Source organism: Enterobacter sp. ZOR0014, from assembly GCF_000798855.1.
Classification (GTDB): Bacteria; Pseudomonadota; Gammaproteobacteria; order Enterobacterales; family Enterobacteriaceae; genus Enterobacter; species Enterobacter kobei.
The window spans coordinates 18,641-42,763 of the sequence record NZ_JTLF01000277.1 but is presented as its reverse complement, the minus strand read 5'-3'; the positions used below and the strand labels follow the sequence as shown (position 1 = coordinate 42,763).

Genomic DNA, 24,123 nt, shown 5'->3' with positions numbered 1-24,123 from the left:
TGGAAATTGTGTATACCTTAAATGTAACGTTACTGATTACAAAATTTTACAGGAGCGAAACATGCAGCAGAAAGGTTACGTCGCAGATTCCGCAGCAGCGATCGCACAGTACTTCGAAAAAGCCGCGCTTCCCACTCAACAGGAAACGCTGGGACAAGTTGTGGTTGAAATCCTGAGCGACGGGCGAAACCTTAATCGCAAATCGCTCTGTACCAAGCTGTTAAGCCGCCTCGAAAAAGCCGATGGCCCTGAAGAGGAAGAGCACTATCACATGCTGCTTGGTCTGCTCTTCGAACGGTAAGGTTATGAATAGCAGTGACGCAGATAAGCTGACTGACCAGTTGATTGGGGAAGCCGTTCTTTCACTGTTGAAAGAGCACGGCCCGATCACCACTGAGGCTCTTGTACAGCGTCTGCGGGATATGAAAGTACATGAAAAGGATCCCCGGCGGCGGGAGACACTGGCGAAGGTGATTGCCGAAATCGGCTCAAACAGCTTCCCATTAAAACGTCGCAGAACCGCGCAAGGACGAATAACAAGAGAGGGACCTCTCAATGATAACCGAGACAATGTAGTGCCGTTATTTGGAAATGGAAAACCGTCCGATCCCAAAAAAATACATTGACTGCAATTTAACAGCTACGGTGAGAACAAATGAGACAAAATATTCAGCTTCAACCCGAATACCATTCTGCTTTTTTAGAAAGCGCGCTGTCGGAGTATTTCCGTCACGCAGGCGATCGTTTTGCTGAAGAGTCCGCTGTTTTTTCTACTGCAGTACGCTGTGTTCTGGCTTCCGAAGGCCATCTGTCAAATAAAGCCATCATTCTGTGGCTCATCCAGACGCTGGAAGCCACCCATGATGTTGTTCAGGCGGATGTTATTCGTAAGACGCTTGAAATCGTCGTGGGTTACACCATGGACGACCTTTAATTCCCAGCCGCTGCTCTCGTGTCATCGTCAAAACTGACGAACATTTGACGATGACACGCCCCCGCCCTCATAACACCCTGTAAAACAAGCACTTTAAATATGGCATGGTTTCTGCTTAATCCCTTTCACGGGACTGGGCTTACCAGTCATTTTGCTTCATTTCTTAACAGGTCTGTTATTGATGAAAAAAATCGCCAGCGTCTGCCCTTACTGTGGTGCAGGCTGCAAATTAAACCTTGTTGTTGAAAATAACCGTATCCTCCGCGCCGAAGCGGCAGAGGGGGTCACAAACCAGGGGACCTTGTGCCTGAAAGGATTTTACGGCTGGGACTTCCTCAACGACACCCGTCTGCTCACTCCCCGCCTGACCCAACCGATGATCCGTTATCGTAAGGGAGAGGCATTCACCCCCGTGACCTGGGAAGAGGCTATCCGCTACACCGCCCACAAGCTCAGCAGTATCAAAGCGCAATTCGGTCCGCGCGCGATCATGACCACCGGTTCATCACGCGGCACCGGTAATGAAACCAACTACGTGATGCAAAAATTTGCCCGTGCGGTGTTGAACACGAACAACGTAGACTGCTGCGCGCGCGTTTGTCACGGCCCTTCCGTGGCCGGTTTACAGGAGACACTTGGCAACGGCGCAATGAGTAATTCAATCAACGATATTGAAAACTCAAAATGTCTGCTGGTATTTGGCTACAACTGCGCAGACTCCCACCCTATCGTCGCCCGTCGCGTGCTGAAAGCCCGGGAAAACGGTGCAAAAATCATCGTCTGCGATCCGCGCCGCATCGAAACGGCGCGCATTGCCGACCAGCATCTGCAGTTGAAAAACGGCAGTAACATGGCGCTGGTCAACGCTTTTGGCTATGTGCTGCTGGAAGAGGAGCTGTACGACAAAAACTACGTCGCACGCTTTACTGAAGGGCTTGAAGCCTATCGGCAGACGGTCAAAGAGTATGCGCCAGAGCGGGTTGAACACCTCACCGGCATTCCCGCCAGTGACGTTCGTCAGGCAATGCGTACGTTCGCGGCGGCCCCTTCCGCCACAGTGATGTGGGGAATGGGCGTGACCCAGTTTGGTCAGGCTGTGGATGTGGTTAAAGGACTTTCCAGCCTGGCGTTGCTGACCGGCAACCTCGGCCGTCCTGCCGTCGGCGTCGGTCCCGTGCGTGGACAAAACAATGTTCAGGGTGCCTGTGACATGGGCGTGCTGCCGAATATGTTCCCCGGCTATCAGGATGTGACCGATCCCGCCGTCAGACAGAAGTTCGCCGATGCCTGGGGAATTGACGTCAACAAGATGGACGATCGCGTCGGGACGCGCATTACCGAAGTGCCTCACCTGGCGCTGGAAGGCAAGGTCAAAGCCTATTACATCATGGGGGAAGATCCGCTCCAGACGGAAGCCGATCTCGGCCTGGTCCGCAGCGGTTTTGACGCTCTCGATTTTGTCGTGGTTCAGGACATCTTTATGACCAAAACGGCGGAAGTGGCTGACGTGCTGCTTCCTGCCACCTCCTGGGGGGAACACGGCGGCGTCTTTACCTGTGCCGACCGGGGGTTCCAGCGTTTTGGCCAGGCCATTCAGGCCAGCGGCAACGTTAAGCGTGACTGGGAGATCATCAGCCTGCTCGCCACCGAAATGGGCTATCCGATGCACTACGACGATAACCAGCAGGTCTGGGACGAGATGCGCGCGTTGTGCCCTCTTTTCTATGGCGTGACCTATGAAAAAATGGGCGAAATGGGCCACGTGCAATGGCCGTGCCCGACGCTGGATCATCCGGGAACGCCATACCTGTACAAAGACAATCAGTTCGACACCCCAACCGGCAAGGGGCAGCTCTTTGCTGCACCGTGGCGCGCACCGGCAGAAACCCCTGATGATGACTACCCTCTTGTGCTCTGCACGGTGCGTGAAGTGGGACATTATTCGTGCCGATCAATGACCGGGAACTGCGCCGCGCTGCAAAGCCTGGCCGACGAACCTGGCCGGGTACAGATGCATCCAGCCGATGCGGATAAGCTGGGCATCCGTGACGGCCAGCTGGTGTGGGTTCGTTCACGCAGGGGCAAGGTCATCACCCGCGCCAGCATCAGTGAGCGTATCAACGCCGGTGCGGTCTATATGACCTACCAGTGGTGGATTGGCGCCTGCAACGAGTTAACGCAGGACAACCTGGACCCTGTCTCTAAAACGCCGGAAACCAAGTACTGCGCGGTAACGCTGGAAGCCATTGAGGACCAGCGCTGGGCGGAGGATTTTGCGGCGTCGTCTTACCAGACGATGAAAACGCGGTTGATCAATGCCGTGAACGTGTAAGGAAAAGAGGCTTAACAGTTTTGTAATTCGCAGAAACAGGGGCGCGATAATGAATGACACTATTGCGCCCCTGGTATGTTATTGGGAATACTGGTTAACCATGATGGTGAGTCAGATAGTCTCGCAACCGGTTTCCAGGAGTATTCTTCTCCACCATCCTGTGAATCAAGGCCACCAGTTCAAAATCACTGCGCAGGTTGAATTTTTGCATCAGCAAATATTTATGGGTAAAAATAGTTTTATCACTTGTTTTAAGCTTATTCGCGATCTGCCCTACCGATAATCCTCTGTAAAAATTCACCATAACGCGAATTTGCTGTGGCGATAATATTTTATGCTGGCATTCGCTGCAGCTTCTCTTCCTCCAGTGAAAGCTTGAGAGCTGTGTGCGGTACCATGCGATAAACAGCGCCTCGGTGATCCTGTCCAGCGAAGCGCGGCGGGAGATAAAAATCATATCCTGAAAACAGGACGGATATGTCGAGAAACGGTGTTCATCATCCACCAGCCCAACCACAATTCCTTTTTTCCGCGCCTGTAATTCGGGATAACAGGTCAGGGTTTCCCCCTGACATAAAGAGAGAAAAATAATATCGGCGGCACTGACATTTTCATGAGAAAGTTCGCCGTCAAAGTGAAGCAGATGTTTGAAATTATGAAAGAAGAAATCCACAAGAAAACACTGCAACCCCGCTCTGAAAAATGCGTCGGTCTCTTTAATCACAATATTCAGCATATCAGTTGTACTGCATCGTCATGACCACGACGGCACTGATGCTCCCCGGCGTCGCACCGCCGGTGAAGGATCTGACCGATGCCAGCATGGCTATCGTTGCCGTTCTGTCTGCTGAAACAGGTTGAGTGAGGCTTGCACCCGTTCCTTTCAGCACGCCTGTCGCGGCCTCACTCATCGCAATCGCAACGTGCGTGGCTGAACCGCTGTTCATGTAATAATCCGCTCCCGCATCCGGATCGGGAGTGCCGGTAAAGGAGACCGTCACGCTGCGCGTCCCCGTCGGGCACTGGGTAAATAACAGGTTAAAGGGCACAGGATCGGATGAAGATCCCGGCGTAGCCATATTTGATGCCTGTATATTGCCAAGATTAATATTCAGACTGGCATTCCCTCCATTGAATATACACGGAGCGGCAATAATATTGCCGGTAACGCTGACATTAACGCTGTCCGCCGCAAAGATATTGCTGCTTATTACTGTGGCGGCGAGCGCGGCCGTGCGCAAAATATTCATCGCTTTATCCATCACTGATACGTCAAATTTAAGGTCGCAGAGGCATTGGCCGTGCCGGGCTCAACCGTCGTTTTTGTCTGGTAATAACGCGCCGTTAACGGAAATGTCTGCTGACCGCCCGCGGCAACGGTTAATGGCAGGCGCGTATTTAACGCCAGCGGCGTGCCGTTATAGAGCAACTGAACGCCAACCCCTTTCGCCGTGCCGGTATTCCCTTGCCCTGTAAGTGCCAGCACGCTCGTCGTCGCAACGTCCGGGTTCTGAATACCGCTGATAGAAACATTCACGTTGGCGCCAGGATCGCAGTTAAGTCCAAGATTTTGCGTATTCCGGGCGCCCGCCGGTGTGGTGCCCACCGTCGAGCCAAACGTCGCCGCAGAAATATCGCCGATAGGGAACGTCAGCTGCGGGGTGGTGATGCTGCAGGCCAGCACGTTAACCGTTCCCCCCAGCAGCGTGGTCGTCAGAGCATCACGGTAAATGCCATCGCTCCCCTGCAGCATCACCACGCCCAGTACTCCCGGCGTGAGTGAACCTGACGCGACCGGTCCGGTCACGATAAGTTCTATTTTACCGCCCCACCATTCGACATAGCTGGCCTGCGCGGTATAGGAAAAGGTATTGGTCGGATTTTCAAAATATCCCCCAGATGAAAAACGAATACCAATTCCACTCACGTTTGTGTCATAGACGTGATTTCCGAAAGCGCTCTGGGTTGCATTCAGATATCGCATGCTAAATCCCAGCATTACCGGACTCGTGCATCCCGTTAAATAGGCGCTGGTGATTGACGCATTACGCGAAAATAAAACGGTACCAACGGCCACATCGCGCTGCACCGTAATGGTGCCGATGGACAACGTAGATTCCTGGGGCGTAATCGTCGTGCAGGTGCCTGCATGGGCACTGCTCCAGCCTGCTGCGATACACAGCAGACATATCATCGTAATTAAGCGCATTTTAAAAAACCCTAAAGACAATTGACGTTGAGTTCGGTAATTCCGCCTGCCGATGATGGCGGAGGGAGGACGAACGGTGCGCGGCATTGCCGGTCGCTTTCCGTCCCCCAGGTCACAACGACCGTTCCCCGTGCATCCAGACCGGTGAGATAGACCTGTCCTTTATCGCCAACAATAACGCTGCTGTTATCCACACCGTTCAGGCTCGCCATTGCCCCGAAGGGAACAAATTGGCCGTTATGCGTTAAATTAAACAACACACGGCGCCCCACCTTCGCCTGATAATCAGCCACCACGATCGCGCCACGCGTCGGGGTCACTGTGCGGGTATTAATCTCCAGCTCAACATCATCCGGCATACTTTCCGGAGCAAGGGCGATCTCATTTTTACGGTAAACGGAGAGATTACTGACCACCGTATAGCCCCGGTAATCCGTTTTGACCCCCGCCTGATTACGGATATCAACATCGTGCGCACCCGGGGCGCTAACCAGCACATTGGTCTCACCGAGAGGCTGTGAGAAGGTGATCCCTTCCCGGTGAGCGAGAACGCCTCCCTGCAGGCCATAGTTAAGGCGCTCGCTGTTTTTGTCATAGCTGTAGCCCGCCGTCAGTTCAGCGTAGGTTCCTTTATAATCACCATTCAGGTTGCCCGTGTAGCCCACGCCATCCGACCCGTACCCCTGCTGCACGTTCCAGTTCAGCGCATGGTTTTCCAGCGCCACCCCGTTCAGACCGATGTTGTGTGTGGTGCCGTTATGCTGACTGGCGCTCACGCCATAGTTAGCCCAGGTTTGCGGCAAAAATTTCTCAAGGGGAATACTGACGTTGAAAGCCAGGAGCCGATCGCTGTCGTATCGTTTGTTACCATCATAAGAACCCGCACTGCCGTTTTTACTGTAAGTCCAGGTCAGTCCGTAACTGATGTTGTGCCAGTAGTTGTTGTAACCCAGGCTGTATGACGCCATCGTTTTACCCGAATTCCAGTAGTCTTCACGGGCCGCGCTCAGGGTCAGCGAACCCAGATTGTTGCCTAACGTCTGGCTCATCGTCAGTTCGGCCCGGTTGCGACGCCGGTCCTGAAGCGCAGTGCTGTCACCCCAGGAATCGAGGATCTCCTGCATGCCGTAGTAACCGCGGGTCGAGTAGCGGTAGCCTGCAATCGAAAACTGGGTTCCGGTCCCCACAAAGTTCTTGCTGTAACGCGCGCGCCAGGATTGCCCGTTGGATTTTTTGCCGTCCTGCGGGGTGGACCAGGCCTGGGTCACGTCCGCAGAAATCGCACCCAAATCGCCCATGTTTTTCCCAAGCCCGGCTGCGACAGACTGGTATTTGCTCGACGCCTGCAACCCACCGTAGAGCGTGACGCCCCGCGAAAGACCATAGATCCCGGTGATTTGCCCAAACGGCGTCTTATCAACGTTATGGTTATAAGAGCGGTACTGGCCCCCGGTCAGCGCATATTTCAGGCGCCCCTCGCGTTGTAATACCGGCAACGAGGCATACGGTAGAGTGAAATGTTGCTCACTGCCGTCAGCTTCCTTAATGGTGACATCCAGATCGCCCGCGCCGCCCGTGGGGTACATATCCGTAATTTCAAATGCACCAGGCGCAACATAGGTCTGATAAATCTGATAGCTATTTTGCCGCACCACCACCTGGGCATTGGTCCGCGCGATACCGCGAACTACGGGTGCATAGCCTTTCAGCGAATCCGGCAGCATGTCGTCGTCGGAAGCCAGTTGTCCGCCGCGAAACGGCATACTGTCGAACACGTCTGCGGGCGCGGCGCTATCGCCCAGGGTGAGCTGTGCGCTGAGCGGGATAATGGCCCGCTGTGCGTAGGTGTAGACGGTATCCCACGTGTCCTGGCCCGTCTCATCCCGCGACCAGGTGGTGTAGTTGCGCAGCCGCCACGGCCCAACGTTAATGCCCGGGCGTAAGTTGGCATATTGACTGTTACTGTTCTTCATGCCGGCCTGTTTTGCCCGGCTGTTCGCCCCGCTCAGGCTGTAGTTGAGCATCGCGGCGGTGATCCCTTCATCCCATTGTTCCGGCGAAACATACCCTCGTGCAGGCAGATCGATCGCGGCCTGAGGAATACTGATGACCAGCCGCTGCGCGCCGAACTGAAAATCGGTACTGGCATGCGGGATTGCCTGCAGGTTGACACAGGATGTCGTTTCGCTCGTCAGGCCGGGGAACAGTGCGGTTTTGACGCCCCAGCTTTTTAGCTGTGCAATACTCAGGCAAGGCAGCAGGCTGTCATTTCCCTTCTCATCGTTTCCTGCAATAAAATCAATATCGCCCGTCTCAATAAGCTGGTCGTCAAGAATGATATCAACATGGTATTTCCCTGGTGCCTGCGAACCGGATTCAAACGCAGATAAATCGGCTTTTGCCATCCCGGGATTATCCAGCTCCACCAGCTCGGCGTTAAAGGTTTCCCGGGCATGCGCCACAGATACAGCATGCGTCAGCGCGAAGGTGATATAAACAGCCAGACGCGCGGGTTGCATTTTTATATTTTTCGTTGCCATCATCATAAACCTGACCCACTAATGAGAGCGCCCGTTTTTCAACTATTAAAAACTGGCCTGGTGTCTTATTCCCGGGCTGCCATAATCGTTAATCACGCTGAACTGGATCTGATTGCCAGAAATGCCGGGCGGTAAGCTAAATGCAGCCACTGCGCCCGGCGCCACCCAGGAGGCCTCCTCCAGTTTTTTACCCCCGACGTTTATGTCATTAAAGTTAATGACATAGGGTGTAGGATTAGAGACCTGGATTTTATTTCCGCTGCGGGACCAGGTTAATTTATTTACCTGATCCTCCGGCGTTGACGCCTTCAGCTTTTCCGGACGATAAATAAGCTTGATGCGTGTCTTCACGGCAATCTGCAATGAATTAACCTGTTTCGTGGCTGACGGTATCGCTTTAATGTTCAGCCAGAACAGACTTTCCTTATCTTGCGGCAACGAGCCGGTGAGCAAAATACGTTCAATATTCTGCTGACCACCGTTAAGCCTGTAGAGCGGTGGGGTGATGATAAAAGGCGCTTTATTAGCATTACCTTCTGGCATCTCAATCCAGGACTGGATTAAGTAAGGGGCTTCATCCGCATTATTGATGCTGATGGAGGCTTCTTTTTTTCCACCATCAAAAATAACGCGGGTACCGCCAATAATAACCCCGGCAGAAGCCTGTGACAGCGACGCCATAATAACAGCCGCGCTCAGCAGGGCTTTGCTAATAACATTCATTTTGAACCTCTTGATACAAGGGGGCAATGACTGCCCCCACACAACACCTTGCGGAGCGGACTTTTTGCTGCTGAGTAATTAGTTATAAACAACAGAGAAGTTAGCGACGGAGTTTGCAGGACCCGATGTTACCGCTGCCGCCGTTGAAATATACTGCGCATAGAAATCCAACGTATTGTCAGCACTGCTGCTTAACGAATAGCTGTAGCTATTGCTGCTATGCAGCGGCAGGTCGGCTTTATCAGCAGTCATCAAATTGATGGCAACCCCGGTTGCGGCACCGGCGACGGACGTATCAATCGCCAGCAGATCCGTATTGGTCATATCGGGCGTGCCGTCAAAACGGACTTTGGCACTGGTCACGGTTACCGGACAATTCTTCAGAATAATATTGAATTTCGTTGCCGCCGTTCTTGAGCCGGTGGTTGGAAATTCTGTTTTATAATAATCACCTAATACCACTACCTGGTTTTGAGAGGCCACCGCAACATCGCAGGCTGAATCGAGGATGTTGCCATTAAAGTTTACGGTGCCCGCAGCCGCAAAGGCATTGCCCATCATTAAGGCGGTACCTGCCGCTACCATTGCTAAAATAATATTCTTTTTCATAATCATCATGTTCCTGTTTACTGGATAACTTTATTTATTATTGAAATTCACGTAGCAGAAAGCCGATAAAAGAATCAGTTAACATTCTTTTATTTTCCAATCGATGGCATAAGGTCTTTCTGACTGACTGGATAAAATTTATATAATCATTTTCCTGAAAACAACTTTTTGATGGTCTAGCTGTAGACTGTGATTTAACGAAAAACCAACATTTATCGCTGCAGAAATTTATCGAATGTTGATCGGGTCTAATTGTAGACCCGACACACTTTCTCCTTTTATTCATAACGTTAGGCACCACAGATCCCCCGGTCTACTTTTAGACCTGCGGGGAATATTCCCTGAGTTCTTCATTTTTAAGATAATTCCCTTCGCAGATCAAAAATTGATCATACAAAGCGTCGCTGTGAGGTATCTTATGAATACGCGTTTAACCACCCAACTGAATAATCACCAGTCCTCAGTTCTGGATTTAAAACCGTTCGCCCATATAGACACGCTGATTAAACATGTTTTGCCTGTGGCCAACAGAATGATCATCGGCCGTGGCGAAACGGTACATTATTATAAAGATGATATTCGGCAATGCTTTTTGCTTCTCCAGGGGAGCGTGGCGCTTCATCGGCGCGGCGACGGCATTGTTTTAAACTCTGAATCGGCCCCTTTTATTCTGGGTGTCAGCAGTCAGTTTTCCTCTGAGCACCTGTATGTCCGGGCGCTGGAGACCGCAGAGATCGCCCGCGTGCCGCTGGAGAGCTTCAATCAAATTGTGTCGCAACATAATTTATGGGAGCACTTTTCTAAGCTGCTTATTTATACCGCCTCGCGGGTCTACGAACATTGCGCGCAAATATCGCAAATGTCGGCCTACGATATTATCCGCTTCCAGCTTGTAGAACTGATGCAGGAACCCGACGCAATCCGGTTAAATACGACGGCGGCAGCCTACATCAAAAGCCGGACCTATCTTTCACGCAGCGGAATTATGCGTATTCTCTCGGAACTGCGCACCGGGAAGTACATCACCATGGAGCGTGGCGTGTTGCTCGACATTCATCATCTGCCACGAAAATATTGACCGCCGCCGTGCCGCCAGAGACGATAGACGCTATACTTAGCCAAGTTTATTTAAAGGTTAGCAGCGACCATGTCCCTTCCAGAAACGCCTCAACGTGGCTCACCCTACGCGCAAGAGCTTATTTCTCACTTACTACCTGACTGTACGACACGACAAACCGCTCGCGGCGAGCGACTTGACCTTCAGATCGATGGTCAGGGAATGTGCTATTTAATTCTTGAGGGGACGGTCGCTATCTACAGAAGAAGCGACGATATGATGCTCTCCACGGCCCGCAGCCCCGCCCTCTTCGGCCTCGCTAATCTGACCGACATTTATTTTAATGACTACCTCAAGACCGTAAGCCCTTGCCTCATAGGCACGCTCACCGCCGAGCGGGTTAATGACATCATCAAAGAAAAGGCCTTGTGGGGGCTGCTTTCAAAACAGCTCATGTTTGTTTATAGCCGTCTTTATAACAACGTGATGCCTCAGGGGGCACCGACGGCGTATGAGATGATTCGCCAGCAGCTCATAAAGCTGATGGAGGAAGATGATAGCTATCGCGGCAGCGTGACGGCGGAAAGGTATATCAGGGAGAAAACCCAGCTCTCCCGAAGCGGGGTCATGCGCATTCTGGCCGATTTAAAAACCGGCGGGTTTATCGAAATGGAAGAAGGTCGTCTCCTTAAAATCAACAAACTTCCTGCCAGATACTGAATGTCAGGCACAAAAAAGGCCGCAATTGCGGCCTTTTCAACAACACTCACTCAATGGACGTGAACGCCCAACCGCCAGGCAAAGTAGATCTCTTCTTTCAGTTCATTTGAAGAGAGCGCCAGCAAATCTGTAAATTCCAGCTCAAGCTGTTTCAGCTTTTTCAGGTACTGCGCCGGAGACAGGTTGCTCTTATCGCGACGTAAATATTCAATTGCCAGCTGTGTTGGGGTTATTTCAGTATCCATGATGTCCTCGCTTATGTACAAATCCTGACCAGTATATCACAACCTGCTGGCTAGTTTTTGACCAAAGGCAATTCATCTGAAAACTTTACACGACCGCCGTCGTCAGACGCGACGAGCAGCAGAGGCGATCCTGCTCATCGAGGATATCAATCTGCCACACCTGGTGACGGCTGCCGGCATGGAGCGCGCGGCAAATACCCCGTACGCGTCCGCTGCGCACTGAGCGAATGTGGTTGGCATTCACCTCAAGCCCGACGACCTTCTGCTCACCTTCGGTGCAGAGATACCCTGCAACCGAGCCCAGCGTTTCGGCCAGCACGACGGACGCACCGCCGTGCAATAAACCAAACGGCTGATGAGTCCGATGATCGACAGGCATTGTGGCCTCAATATCATCGTCGCCAATGCGGGTAAACTGGATATCCAGCAGCCCAACCATATTCCCCTCGCCCATGGCATTCAGCGCCTGCAGCGTGACGGCACGTTTCCAGATCATCCAATTATCTCCAGTAAAGCCTGTAATGGGTGGCGTACGCCGTTACCTTCTACCCGTTTCACCTGGCTGCGGCAGGAGTAGCCCGTCGCCAGACAGCGGTTTCGCGGCAAACGCTGCATGGCCTGGTGCCAGGACAGCTCATAGATGCCGAGCGAGTTGGCGTGGTTTTTCACTTCATGACCGTACGTACCGGCCATCCCACAGCAGCCCACGTTAACGCTCTCCAGCTTCGCCCCGAACCGGGCAAAAATGGATGCCCACTGCGCCGGAGCGCCGGGCAGCGCCGTCACTTCCGTGCAGTGGCCGAACAGATACCATGGTTCACCGCTGACATCCTGAATCGCGCGCGCTTCCAGGGCTGACGGCAGCCACTCATGCACCAGCATGACGTGGAATTCTCCGCGCTTATCACCCAGCGTCTGTTTATATTCATCGCGATAGCAAAGCACCAGCGCCGGATCGACGCCGACCATGGGTATACCCAGTTGCGCCACACGGTTTAAGAAGTCAGCGGTTTTCCGCGCGGTCTTCGCAAAACGCGTCAGGAAGCCTTTAATGTGCTGCGCCTTGCCGTTGGGCGAGAACGGCAGAACCACGGGCTGATACCCCAGTTTTTCGGTCAGGCGGATGAAGTCCGCGACCACCTGGGCGTCGTAGTAGCTGGTGAACGGATCCTGCACCACCAGCACGACATTCGCTTTTTGCTCGGGGGTGAGCGCCTCAAGCTGTTCCAGGGTCATGTTTGCCGAGCGATGCCCGACAAGCTGGCGCTGCAGAGACGGCACCGACAGCAGCGGCAGATCGACCATACCGATATGATTTTCGGAGAGCTTGCGCACCAGCGGCTGGTTGATAAAGAAGTTAAAGGTCTTAGGCGCGCGCGCCATCAGCGGTGCGTAACTTTCCACGGTTGCCACCAGATGGTCTCGCACCGGGCGCAGATAGCGCGTGTGGTAGAGCTGCAGGAAGCGCGAGCGGAACTCCGGCACATCGATCTTAATCGGGCATTGCGTCGAGCAGGCTTTACAGGCCAGACAGCCGGACATCGCCTCTTTCACCTCATGGGAGAAATCATACTCGCCCTTACTGGCATGCCAGCTATTGCGGGTGCGCTCAATCAGCGAGCGCAGGCTGGCCCGTTTTTCCGGTATCTGCTGCTCCAGCCTGAGCGGATCAACGCCGCGATCGGCCAGCAGGCGCAGCCATTCGCGCACCAGGGTCGCCCGCCCTTTCGGAGAATGGATACGGTTGCTGGTGATTTTCATCGACGGGCACATCGGGCTTTTCACATCGAAGTTAAAGCACAGGCCATTGCCGTTACACTCCAACGCGCCGCGCCAGGAGGCTCGTACCGCAATTGGGATCTGCCTGTCGTAGGTACCGCGCTTGACGGCATCCACCTGCAGCATTGGCGCATCCACGCCTTCAGGCGGGCAGATCTTTCCGGGATTGAGGCGGTTATGCGGGTCGAAGGCCGCTTTGACCTTGCGTAATTCCGCATAGAGCTGTTCCCCGAAGAAGGCCGGGCTGTATTCCGCGCGGAATCCTTTCCCGTGCTCCCCCCACAGCAGACCGCCATATTTGGCGGTCAAGGCCACCACATCGTCAGAGATCTGCTTCATTAGGATCTCCTGCTGCGGGTCGCACATGTCCAGCGCCGGGCGCACGTGCAGCACCCCGGCATCGACGTGGCCGAACATGCCGTAGCTCAGGCCGTGGCTGTCCAGCAACGCGCGAAACTCAACGATATAATCCGCCAGATGCTCAGGCGGCACGCAGGTGTCTTCGGCAAACGGAATCGGCTTCGCTGCGCCTTTTGCATTACCGAGCAGGCCCACGGCTTTTTTACGCATCGCATAGATACGCTCAATACCGGCCAGATCGTTACAGAGCTGCCAGCCAATCACGCCGCCTTCACCCTGCGCAATTAGATCATCCAGACGCTGGCAGAGCGTCGTCACCTGGCTTTCAATCAGTTCCGCGTCATCGCCAGCAAACTCCACGATATTGAGACCCAGCATCTCTTTATCCGGCACGTCGGTAATCAGCTCCCGCACGGAGTGCCAGACAATGTCCTCCCGCGCCAGATTCAGCACTTTAGAGTCGACGGTTTCTACCGACAGCGCCTGCGCCTCAACCATAAACGGTGCATTACGCAGCGCGGAGTCGAAGGAGTCATATTTGACGTTCACCAGGCGACGCACCTTCGGTAAACGGGTGATATCCAGCCGCGCCTCGGTGATAAACGCCAGCGTGCCTTCAGAGCCGGTCAACACCCGGGTTAAATCGAACTGCGTCAGATCGTCGTTAAAGACGTGACGCAAGTCGTAGCCCGTTAAGAAGCGGTTCAGTTTGGGGAATTTATCGAGGATCAGCTGGCGGTTGTCACGACAGCGCTCCAGCACCGTGCGATAAACACGCCCGATGGTGGTGTTGTCTTTACCCAGCGTTTCCGCCAGTTCGACCGGCATCGGCTGGGTATCAAGAATATCGCCACCCAGCAGAACCGCACGCACGCCCAGCACGTGATCGGAGGTTTTTCCGTAGACCAGCGACCCCTGACCGGACGCATCGGTATTGATCATGCCCCCAAGGGTCGCACGGTTACTGGTGGAGAGTTCCGGCGCGAAGAAGTAACCGTAAGGCTTGAGATACTGATTTAGCTGATCTTTGATGACGCCCGCTTCAACGCGCACCCATCCCTCTTCAGGATTGATCTCAATGATGCGGTTCATATAGCGCGACATGTCAATAATAATGCCCTGGTTCAGCGCCTGACCATTGGTCCCGGTGCCGCCGCCACGCGGCGTAAAGACCAGAGAGGCGAACCGCTCTTGCGTGGCCAGCCGGGCAATCAGCGCCACGTCGGCGGTTGAACGAGGGAAAACGACGGCATCGGGAAGAAGCTGGTAGATACTGTTATCGGTGGCCATCGTCAGCCTGTCGGCATAGTTCGTGGCGGTATCACCTGTAAAACCCTGTTGCTCCAGTGCCTGCAAAAAATTAAGCACCAGTTGAACGACGCCAGGTGCCTGAGAAATCTGTGGGATCATTACTGTCGACCCTAATTAGAGTAATGTGAAATCGTTTGCGTTGTGTCTGGAAAGTTTTATCACATTTTTTTCTTATGTGCTTCGTAGAATTACGGGCAAAATCCGCCTGTCAAAAACCGCTGAGATCATTAATGATTAGAGAGACGCGGTTTTCCGTTCCCGCCAGCCATACTGGCGTTCTTTTAAGGAAAGTTTTATTTATGGTCAATGTTCGCCAGCCCAGGGATGTTGCGCAAATTTTGCTGTCGGTGCTGTTCCTGGCCCTCATGATTATTGCCTGCTTGTGGATCGTTCAACCCTTTATTCTCGGCTTCGCCTGGGCCGGAACCGTTGTGGTTGCCACCTGGCCTTTGCTGCTGCGTTTGCAGAAACTGCTGTTCGGCCGTCGCGGCCTCGCCGTACTGGTGATGACGCTACTGTTGTTCCTGCTGTTTATTATTCCGATTGCCTTGCTGGTTAATAGCCTGGTGGACTCTAGTGGTCCGGTGATTCGTGCCGTTACCAGTGGCGATTTGACGCTGCCGGATCTCGCCTGGCTGAACAGCATCCCTGTTGTGGGTGCCAAACTCTATAGCGGCTGGCACAGCCTGCTGGAGATGGGCGGCAGCGCGCTGATGGCGAAAGTGCGTCCGTATATTGGCACCACCACCACCTGGTTTGTGGGTCAGGCGGCCCATATTGGTCGCTTTATGATGCACTGTACCCTGATGCTGCTGTTCAGCGCCCTGCTCTACTGGCGCGGTGAGCAGGTGGCGTTAGGCGTGCGTCACTTTGCCACCCGACTGGCGGGCAAACGCGGCGATGCCGCCGTGCTGCTGGCGGCACAGGCTGTGCGCGCCGTGGCGCTTGGCGTGGTGGTAACGGCCCTGGTACAGGCGGTGCTGGGCGGTATCGGCCTGGCGATTTCCGGTGTCCCGTACGCGACCGTCTTTACCGTTGTCATGCTGATGACCTGTCTTGCGCAACTGGGCCCATTACTGGTGCTGGTTCCAAGCATTATCTGGCTTTACTGGACAGGTGACACCACGTGGGGAACGGTTCTGCTGGTCTGGAGCTGCGTGGTCGGCACCATGGATAACGTGATTCGCCCCATCCTCATCCGCATGGGCGCAGACCTGCCGCTGATTCTGATCCTCTCCGGGGTGATCGGTGGGTTGATTGCCTTCGGAATGATTGGCCTGTTTATTGGCCCGGTACTGCTCGCCGTGACCTGGCGTCTGTTCTCCGCCTGGGTGCATGAAATTCCACCGCCGGAAACTGACCCGGACGTGATTCTGGGCGAACTGGAAGAGCTGGAAGAGAAGAACACGCATTAAGTTTTGTTGCCGGGTGGCGCTAACGCTTACCCGGCCTACATTCTTCCCCATAATACTTAAACGCTGCTAAAGTATTTATTCGTTGTACACTGGTCAGACCCGCCCTTTCAACAGTAAGTCTGCTATAAACCTCAAGAAATCTTTACTTCTCTTTAACTATTGAGACGAATCTGATCGACGCTAAAAGCGCACATGCCTACTATTAGCTCACGGTTATAGATCAACACCTTGATTTATAAGCATGGAAATCCCCTGAGTGAAACAACGAATTGCTGTGTGTAGTCTTTGCCCATCTCCCACGATGGGCTTTTTTTTATCCTGACTACGCGCGTGTCACTTCACAGGTACTAAGCATCCGCCATTCAGCGGGCACAACCCGCGTCTCCCCGGTGACGTTGACCGTCACGACCTCACGGATGTCCGCCGACGATGCGCCAATCTGCAGTTCAAACTCACCCGGCTCAACAATGCGCTTGCCATCACGACGGGTGAAGTTAAACATCTCCACCGGCAGCGTAAAGTTCAGCGTGGCGGTCTCCCCCGGCGAGAGCGTGACGCGCTGGAAGGCCTTCAGCTCCTGGAGCGGTCGTACCTGCGTGGCGACCTTATCCCTGACGTAAACCTGCACCACTTCGCTGCCGCTGCGTTCGCCGTTATTGGTGACATCCAGACTGATGACCACCTCGCCGTCGACTGGCACGCTCGATGCCTCTACCTTCGCGGCTCCCCAGCTAAATTGCGTCCAGCCGAGACCGAAACCAAACGGATAACGCGCACCGAAGTGGAACGCGAACGGCGTCCCGCCGCTTTTCAGCTTGTGATTGTAGTAATACGGCATCGCGCCTGCGCTTTTCGGCACGCTCACCACCAGTCGTCCCTGCGGCTCGGCGCGACCGGTTAACACGTCCGCAATCGCCCAGCCACCTTCCTGCCCTGGCGCCCATACCATCATCAACGCCGCGACCTTATCCTCCAGCCCCTGCAGGTTGTAGGGACGCCCGCCGGTCATGACAACGATGACCGGTTTTCCGGTTGCCACCAGCGCGTCCAGTAGCTGTTGCTGCACGCCGGGCAGGTTTAGCGAGTCGGTATCGGAGCCTTCCCCTACCGTGCCGCTCTGGAACAGCCCGGCGAGGTCGCCGACGCAGGCCACCACCACATCACTCTGCTGCGCAGCGTTTACCGCCTCGGGGATCAAGGCGGTGCTCTGCGACACCGGTGACTGCTGCATCGGTTTACCGCCGCTGTCGCCAGGGAAGACAGGTGCACCCGCCATGCGTTTTTCGATAATGTGACACCCTTTGGCGTAGCGCACGTTCGCTGCGCCCAGGTAATGTTCCAGCGCCGCGCGCGGAGTCGTCACCTGCGAAGTCTCCTCCACCATATCGCTGATAATCAGGTGAACCGGGAAACTGTAGCCGCTGAGCAGGGCCAGCGGATCGTCTGCGGTCGGGCCCACCAGCGCCACGCGCGGTTTTCCACCGAGGGGCAAAATGCCGTTGTTTTCCAGAAGCGTGACAGATTGCGTCGCCACGTCCCGCGCGACCAGGCGGGTTGCCTCGTTTTGCAGATCGATCCCGTTTTCGTCGGCATACGGGTGTTCAAACAGCCCCAGCCGAAATTTTTCGGTCAGCACACGCCCCACGATTTCATCGACTTTGTCCATGGAAATCAGCCCACGCTCAACGGCCTCTGCGAGGTGTCGTGCGCAGTCATCTTTCGGCAGTTCAACATCAAGCCCGGCGTTAAATGCCAGTGCGGCCGATTCTGCCGCATCGTGGGAAATGCCATGGTGCTGATGCAGCAGGCTGACGCCGCCATAATCCGCGACAATGATGCCGTCGAAACCCCACTGCTCACGCAACACGGTGGTCAACAGGAAGCTGTCACTGTGTCCCGGCTGATTATCAATGTCATGATAGGCGGGCATCACCGAACCGGCATTGGCCAGCTTGACCGCCATTTCAAACGGCAGCAGGAAGGTGTCGTTCAGCTCGCTAAAGCCCAGGTGGACCGGAGCATGGTTGCGCGCCCCTTCGCTGAACGAGTGACCCACGTAATGCTTAAGCGTCGCCAGCAGATCGCGCTTGTCGCTCTGCAACCCTTTGACGTATGCCGTCGCCATCACCCCCACCAGCCACGGATCTTCCCCGAAGGTCTCTTCGGTGCGGCCCCAGCGCACGTCGCGGGAAACGTCCAGTACCGGGGCCAGCCCCTGCTGGCAGCCCACAGAGCGCGCCTCTTTGCCAATCTGCTCTGCTGCACGCTGCACAAGTTCAGGGTTCCAGGTGGAACCGTAATTCAGCGAGGACGGGAACAGCGTTGCGTCTTTGCACAGCAGTCCTACCAGGCACTCCTCGTGGAACAGCGCCGGAATGCCGAGACGGGTCTCTTCCATCATCATACGTTGCAGGCGGTTCGCCGCGCGCACGCCGGTTTTTGCGTCAACAATCTGGGTGCCCTGCGGGCGGGTGATCTGCCCGACGCCCAGTTTTAGCCGTTCCCCGAGCGACGCCTGCTCGCTCACACCGGCGAATTCGTCGCTCAGATCGCTTCGCTCGCGGTGGTTACCGTTTTCGTCGAGGATCAGCCAGTAGGCATGCATCTGGGCGAACTTCTCTTCCGGGGTCATACGCGCCAGTAAATCGGCGACGCGCTCGTGCACGGGACGTCCCGCGTCCTTATAGATAGCTGTCATGTTTTACTCCTGTAGTGCGGAAGGGGTTGCCGGGCTGAGCTGCTCCGCTTCGGGTCTGACCTCACGTTTGCTGGCCAGCTCACGGGCGATGGAATCCACCAGCCGGCTGTTAAGCTTGTAGATGGAAAGTAGCGCCACCATGCAGAGGAACAGCGCGCATGGGATAAGGGTGAAAAGCGCGTTAATGGTCGACAGCACGTGCGGCGTCTGGGCTGCCTGGCCCGGCGCATAATCCACCATGCCCAGTACCCAGCCCACCACCGCCCCGCCGAGCGCCAGGCCAAATTTGATGGCAAACAGCGCGGTGGAGAAGACCAGCCCGTCCAGGCGACGGCCGCTGCGATGCTCTTCGTAATCGACCACATCGGAGAACATGGTCCACTGGAGCGGTGTGGTGAGGTTTTGAATAAAGCTAAAGACAATGTTAAGGCCGAAGATCAGCCAGACCTGCGAAGGCGGCAGGAAGAAAATCAGCGCGCCGAAAATGACGAAGGAAATAATCGTCCACTGGTAAGCACGAACGCGGTCAAATTTCCCCAGCAGCCGTTCAGATAATAATGCGCCGCTTAAGGAGGCAACCATTCCGGAAACAATAAAGGCAAATACCAGATCCGGGCGCAACAGCACGTAGTTCACATAATACATCGTGGCGGAGCCGCGCGTTACCACCGCGGTCAGCAGCAAAATATTAAACAGGAACACAATACGCCACTGGCTGTTGCGGCCCAGCAGTTTTAAATCGGTAAGCATGGAGCCGGAGGTATCATTGCGCGGAGAATACCGCTCGCGGGTCATCAGGAAGCAGCAGAAGAACAGCACAATGCCCAGCAGCCCCATCAGGCTCATGGCATAGAAATAGCCTTTCTGCACGTTGCCCTGGCCCAGCAGTGAGACCAGCGGCAAGGCGATAACCGTCACAATCAACCCGCCAATAAATGACAGACCAAAGCGCCATGACTGCAGGGAGTGACGCTCGCGCGGGTCCAGCGTCAATGCGCCCGGCATGGCGCAGTAAGGCACGTTAATCGCGGAGTAAATCAGGCTCAGGATAGCGTAGGTCAGGCAGGCATAAACGATTTTAGCCGTCGACCCGACGTCCGGTACATAGAAAGTGATCAGGCAGCTTACGCCAAAAGGAATGGCAAACCACAGCAGCCAGGGACGGAAACGACCATGACGCGTCTGGGTGCGGTCAACCAGTGCGCCAATGCACGGGTCGACAAACGCATCAACCACGCGCACCACTAAAAACATGGTCCCCATAATGGCCGCGGGTAAACCAAAAACATCCGTATAGAAGTAAGCAAGAAATAACGTTGCCGTTTGCCAGACCAGCGCGCTGGCCATATCACCTAAGCCATAACCTATTTTATCTTTGGTACGCAATACAGAGGAAAGTGTCATTGTTATTTGCCTTTTTATCAGGTTAAAACGTATTTCAACCAGTTGCGCATCTTCTGAAGAGAAATGCGCAGTAAGGCTCAAGTATTAGCAACGCTTTGCGCGCTAACAATTGTCTAAATTAACAGACAAATTATGATATTTGGTTTTTTACTTTATTTGTGATGGGGAGCAAATATGAAATGAAATAAAAAAGGCGAGGAATAATATCCTCGCCTTTTCGGGTCATGCTGGCGTTACTTGTTCAGTTCCGCCAGGCTCAGCCAGGTTTGCACCACGGTGTCCGGGTTCAGGGACAGGCTATCAATCCCCTCCTCCATCAGCCAGGCGGCAAAGTCTTCATGGTCAGAAGGACCCTGACCACAAATCCCGACGTATTTACCTTGTTTCTTCGCCGCACGGATGGACATGGAGAGCAGCGCTTTCACCGCCTCGTTACGCTCATCGAACAGCTCAGAGACCACGCCGGAGTCACGGTCCAGACCCAGCGTCAGCTGCGTCATGTCGTTCGAGCCGATAGAGAAGCCGTCAAAGTGTTCGAGGAACTGCTCGGCCAGCAGGGCGTTGGACGGGATCTCACACATCATGATGATCTTCAGTCCGTTTTCACCGCGCTTGAGCCCCTGACGCGCCAGCTCGTCCACTACCGCTTTCGCCTGATCCACCGTACGCACGAACGGGATCATGATTTCGACGTTGGTCAGCCCCATGTCGTTGCGCACGCGTTTCACCGCTTCACACTCCAGCGCGAAGCAGTCGCGGAAGCTGTCAGACACGTAGCGTCCGGCGCCGCGGAAGCCCAGCATTGGGTTCTCTTCTTCCGGCTCGTAGCGCTCACCGCCGACAAGGTTGGCATATTCGTTTGACTTAAAGTCAGACAGACGCACGATCACGCGTTTCGGGTAGAACGCCGCGCCCAGCGTGGCGATCCCTTCGGTCAGACGGCCAACGTAGAACTCTTTCGGCGAGTCGTAGCCTTTCATCATCTCGCGGATTTCGTTCTGCAGTTTCGCGTCCTGGTCGTCAAACTCCAGCAGCGCACGCGGGTGCACGCCGATCATGCGGTTGATGATAAATTCCAGACGCGCCAGACCAACGCCTTCGTTCGGCAGGCAGGCGAAGTCAAACGCACGGTCCGGGTTACCGACGTTCATCATAATTTTCAGCGGCAGATCCGGCATGGTATCCACGCTGGAGCTCTTCACGCTAAAGTCGAGGATATCGGCATACACGTAGCCCGTATCGCCTTCGGCACAGGAGACGGTTACGTTCTGTCCGTCCTTCATGCGTTCGGTTGCGTCACCGCAGCCGACAACCGCAGGAATACCCAGTTCGCGGGCAATGATCGCCGCATGGCAGGTACGACCGCCGCGGTTGGTGACGATGGCCGCCGCTTTCTTCATGATCGGTTCCCAGTCCGGGTCGGTCATGTCGGTCACCAGTACGTCGCCTGGCTCAATACGGTTCATCTCGCTGATGTCGTGGATCACTTTTACCGGACCGGCACCGATGCGGTGACCAATCGCGCGACCTTCCGCCACAATTTTGCCCTGGGCGTGCAGCGTATAACGCTCCATCACCTGACCGCGAGAACGGACGGTCTCCGGACGCGCCTGGACGATAAACAGCTTGCCGGTGTTCCCGTCTTTCGCCCATTCGATATCCATCGGACGGCCGTAGTGTTTTTCAATCTGCACCGCCTGCTTCGCCAGTTCCTGCACTTCGGCGTCGGTCAGGGAGAATCGGTCGCGCTGCTCCTGCGGCACATCTTCAATCTTAACCTGCTTGCCATGCTCCTGGGTTGGGGCATAGATCATGCGGATTTTTTTCGAGCCCATGGTGCGGCGCACCACCGCCGGGCGACCCGCGGCCAGCGTAGGCTTGTGTACATAAAATTCGTCAGGATTCACCGCGCCCTGCACCACCATCTCACCCAGACCCCATGCAGAGGTGATGAACACCACCTGGTCGAAACCCGATTCGGTATCGATGGAGAACATCACGCCGGATGAGCCTACGTCTGAACGCACCATGCGCTGGACGCCAGCGGAGAGCGCGACGCCGCGATGGTCGTAGCCCTGGTGCACGCGATAGGAGATGGCGCGGTCGTTGAACAGGGAAGCAAATACGTGCTTCACGGCCACCAGCACCGCATCATAGCCCTGAACGTTCAGGAAGGTTTCCTGCTGCCCGGCGAACGACGCGTCCGGCATGTCTTCTGCGGTTGCGGAAGAACGCACGGCAAAGGAGGCCTGCGCATCGTCAGCGGAGAGCTGGTTGTAAGCATCGTGAATGGCTTTTTCCAGTTCCGGCTGGAAAGGTGTGTCGATGATCCACTGGCGGATCTGCGCCCCGGCTTTAGCAAGCTCGGTCACATCATCAATATCCGTTTTATCCAGCAGGTCGTAAATGCGCTGGTTTACACCGCTCTGGTCTAAAAACAGGTTAAACGCATCGGCGGTTGTGGCAAACCCGTTTGGTACGGAAACACCCATACCGGACAGATTTGTAATCATTTCACCCAGGGAGGCATTTTTGCCCCCAACTCTGTCTACATCATTCATGCCGAGTTGGTTATACCAAAGCACCAGCGGTGACGAGCCATTGTTGGACATCGAAACAATCCTTTTGTGATATTTGATCGGAGTAAGTAACACCTGACTACGTATTTATACTGGCATATTTATTTGCGCTAAAAAAACGGTGAATCGTGTAAGCAATTTAAATTTTCAACTTTTCGGATAGTTTCCCACCAGCGATTAACCCGATGATTCCTCTATATTCAGCCGTTAACCACAAAAATAAAGCCGCTATTTGAGAAATGAAATCCACTTTTCAGGAAAATCAAAAACAGTGTTTCATTCATAATTAGGATAAGTTCTTTGCTGTGTAAATTACTTTTTTAATTTATGCTTTCAGACAATTACGTATGATATTCAGGGTGGGTAAAATGGATAATGCTGTCGATCGTCACGTTTTTTATATTTCTGATGGTACGGCGATCACCGCCGAGGTGCTGGGCCACGCGGTCATGTCGCAGTTCCCCGTATCGATTAACAGCATCACGCTGCCGTTCGTGGAAAATGAGAGCCGCGCCAAAGCGGTGAAGGACCAGATCGACGCCATCTACCAGCAGACCGGCGTCCGTCCGCTGGTGTTCTACTCCATCGTTATCCCCGAAATTCGCCACATCATTTTGCAAAGCGAGGGCTTCTGCCAGGATATCGTCCAGGCGCTGGTGGCCCCGCTCCAGAGCGAGCTGAAGCTTGATCCGACGCCTATCGCCCACCGTACCCATGGGCTGAACCCTGGCAACCTGACCAAATACGATGCGCGTATTGCCGCCATCGACTACACCCTGGCGCATGACGATGGTATTTCTCTGCGCAATCTCGACCAGGCACAGGTGATTTTACTTGGCGTGTCGCGTTGCGGTAAAACGCCGACCAGCCTCTATCTGGCGATGCAGTTCGGCATTCGCGCCGCCAACTACCCTTTTATTGCCGACGACATGGATAACCTGGTGCTGCCCGCTGCGCTCAAACCGCTGCAGCACAAGCTGTTCGGACTAACGATTAACCCGGAGCGTCTGGCCGCGATCCGCGAAGAGCGCCGCGAGAACAGCCGCTACGCCTCCATGCGCCAGTGCCGCATGGAGGTCTCCGAAGTGGAAGCGCTGTACCGCAAAAACCAGATCCCGTGGCTGAACAGCACTAACTATTCGGTAGAAGAGATCGCCACCAAAATTCTCGACATCATGGGACTTAATCGTCGCATGTACTAATATGCT

20 protein-coding genes and 1 other RNA gene are annotated in these 24,123 nt (G+C 54.6%); 9 read left to right on the top strand and 12 right to left on the bottom strand.

Annotation, left to right across the window (positions count from 1 at the left end; genetic code table 11):
• The first annotated feature begins 61 nt into the window (after positions 1-61).
• The 4 genes from ycgZ to fdhF all read left to right on the top strand — a co-directional run bounded on the left by ycgZ (position 62) and on the right by fdhF (position 3,266).
• Positions 62-301 (top strand): regulatory protein YcgZ, encoded by a 240-nt coding sequence (gene ycgZ, locus L977_RS14650; protein WP_008500634.1) that lies wholly within the window; start codon positions 62-64, stop codon positions 299-301.
• A 4-nt stretch (positions 302-305) separates the two neighbouring features.
• Positions 306-626, top strand: a complete 321-nt coding sequence (locus tag L977_RS14645; RefSeq protein ID WP_032628871.1) for a hypothetical protein — start codon at positions 306-308, stop codon at positions 624-626.
• A 29-nt stretch (positions 627-655) separates the two neighbouring features.
• Positions 656-934, top strand: a complete 279-nt coding sequence (locus L977_RS14640; RefSeq protein WP_014883526.1) for a biofilm/acid-resistance regulator YmgB/AriR — start codon at positions 656-658, stop codon at positions 932-934.
• A 181-nt stretch (positions 935-1,115) separates the two neighbouring features.
• Positions 1,116-3,266, top strand: a complete 2,151-nt coding sequence (gene fdhF, locus L977_RS14635) for a formate dehydrogenase subunit alpha (protein WP_047626053.1) — start codon at positions 1,116-1,118, stop codon at positions 3,264-3,266.
• A 94-nt stretch (positions 3,267-3,360) separates the two neighbouring features.
• Here fdhF and L977_RS14630 read toward each other — a convergent pair whose 3' ends face one another.
• The 6 genes from L977_RS14630 to L977_RS14605 form a co-directional block, all read right to left on the bottom strand.
• A complete protein-coding gene (locus L977_RS14630; protein WP_023332797.1) occupies positions 3,361-4,002 on the bottom strand; it encodes a helix-turn-helix transcriptional regulator in 642 nt (213 codons plus the stop codon).
• A gap of 1 nt (position 4,003) precedes the next feature.
• Complete coding sequence (locus tag L977_RS14625; RefSeq protein ID WP_023332796.1) at positions 4,004-4,516, bottom strand: fimbrial protein; 513 nt, start codon at positions 4,514-4,516, stop codon at positions 4,004-4,006.
• A gap of 11 nt (positions 4,517-4,527) precedes the next feature.
• Positions 4,528-5,475 carry a fimbrial protein gene (locus L977_RS14620; protein ID WP_023332795.1) on the bottom strand — a complete coding sequence of 316 codons (948 nt, stop codon included), beginning with the start codon at positions 5,473-5,475 and terminating at the stop codon, positions 4,528-4,530.
• Positions 5,476-5,486: 11 nt separating this feature from the next.
• Complete coding sequence (locus tag L977_RS14615; protein WP_047626052.1) at positions 5,487-8,015, bottom strand: fimbria/pilus outer membrane usher protein; 2,529 nt, start codon at positions 8,013-8,015, stop codon at positions 5,487-5,489.
• A gap of 45 nt (positions 8,016-8,060) precedes the next feature.
• The gene (locus L977_RS14610; RefSeq protein WP_047626051.1) at positions 8,061-8,738 is read right to left on the bottom strand and encodes a fimbrial biogenesis chaperone; all 678 of its coding nucleotides are present in this window, start codon (positions 8,736-8,738) and stop codon (positions 8,061-8,063) included.
• Positions 8,739-8,816: 78 nt separating this feature from the next.
• A complete protein-coding gene (locus L977_RS14605; protein WP_047626059.1) occupies positions 8,817-9,347 on the bottom strand; it encodes a fimbrial protein in 531 nt (176 codons plus the stop codon).
• Between the two features lie 418 nt (positions 9,348-9,765).
• Between L977_RS14605 and L977_RS14600 the strand changes: the two genes are divergently transcribed.
• Both L977_RS14600 and L977_RS14595 read left to right on the top strand, forming a co-directional pair.
• Positions 9,766-10,425, top strand: coding sequence for a helix-turn-helix domain-containing protein (locus L977_RS14600; protein WP_045282001.1), 660 nt, complete (start codon positions 9,766-9,768; stop codon positions 10,423-10,425).
• Positions 10,426-10,494: 69 nt separating this feature from the next.
• Entirely contained in the window at positions 10,495-11,124 is a 630-nt protein-coding gene (locus L977_RS14595) for a helix-turn-helix domain-containing protein (protein WP_047626050.1), read from the top strand.
• A gap of 50 nt (positions 11,125-11,174) precedes the next feature.
• On the opposite strand, the gene L977_RS14590 is transcribed toward L977_RS14595, so the two are convergent.
• The 3 genes from L977_RS14590 to ydiJ all read right to left on the bottom strand — a co-directional run bounded on the left by L977_RS14590 (position 11,175) and on the right by ydiJ (position 14,918).
• Positions 11,175-11,369: a YdiH family protein gene (locus tag L977_RS14590; protein ID WP_003857766.1), complete on the bottom strand. Its 195-nt coding sequence runs from the start codon at positions 11,367-11,369 to the stop codon at positions 11,175-11,177.
• Positions 11,370-11,454: 85 nt separating this feature from the next.
• The gene (gene menI, locus L977_RS14585; protein WP_014883516.1) at positions 11,455-11,865 is read right to left on the bottom strand and encodes a 1,4-dihydroxy-2-naphthoyl-CoA hydrolase; all 411 of its coding nucleotides are present in this window, start codon (positions 11,863-11,865) and stop codon (positions 11,455-11,457) included.
• Positions 11,862-14,918 carry a D-2-hydroxyglutarate dehydrogenase YdiJ gene (ydiJ, locus tag L977_RS14580; protein ID WP_047626049.1) on the bottom strand — a complete coding sequence of 1,019 codons (3,057 nt, stop codon included), beginning with the start codon at positions 14,916-14,918 and terminating at the stop codon, positions 11,862-11,864. Before ydiJ ends, menI begins: the two co-directional genes overlap by 4 nt.
• 200 nt (positions 14,919-15,118) lie before the next feature.
• Between ydiJ and ydiK the strand changes: the two genes are divergently transcribed.
• Both ydiK and rprA read left to right on the top strand, forming a co-directional pair.
• A complete protein-coding gene (gene ydiK, locus L977_RS14575) occupies positions 15,119-16,234 on the top strand; it encodes an AI-2E family transporter YdiK (protein WP_014883514.1) in 1,116 nt (371 codons plus the stop codon).
• A 209-nt stretch (positions 16,235-16,443) separates the two neighbouring features.
• Positions 16,444-16,551: antisense sRNA RprA (rprA, locus tag L977_RS23905), an RNA gene on the top strand.
• 5 nt (positions 16,552-16,556) lie between these two features.
• Here rprA and L977_RS14570 read toward each other — a convergent pair.
• From L977_RS14570 to ppsA, 3 genes are all read right to left on the bottom strand, one after another.
• Complete coding sequence (locus L977_RS14570) at positions 16,557-18,932, bottom strand: glycoside hydrolase family 3 N-terminal domain-containing protein (protein ID WP_047626048.1); 2,376 nt, start codon at positions 18,930-18,932, stop codon at positions 16,557-16,559.
• 3 nt (positions 18,933-18,935) lie between these two features.
• Positions 18,936-20,336, bottom strand: coding sequence for an MFS transporter (locus L977_RS14565; protein WP_047626047.1), 1,401 nt, complete (start codon positions 20,334-20,336; stop codon positions 18,936-18,938).
• Positions 20,337-20,569: 233 nt separating this feature from the next.
• Positions 20,570-22,948: a phosphoenolpyruvate synthase gene (gene ppsA, locus L977_RS14560; protein ID WP_014883511.1), complete on the bottom strand. Its 2,379-nt coding sequence runs from the start codon at positions 22,946-22,948 to the stop codon at positions 20,570-20,572.
• Positions 22,949-23,283: 335 nt separating this feature from the next.
• Here ppsA and ppsR point away from each other — a divergent pair, with 335 nt between their 5' ends.
• Positions 23,284-24,117, top strand: coding sequence for a posphoenolpyruvate synthetase regulatory kinase/phosphorylase PpsR (ppsR, locus tag L977_RS14555; RefSeq protein WP_014883510.1), 834 nt, complete (start codon positions 23,284-23,286; stop codon positions 24,115-24,117).
• Positions 24,118-24,123 lie beyond the last annotated feature (6 nt).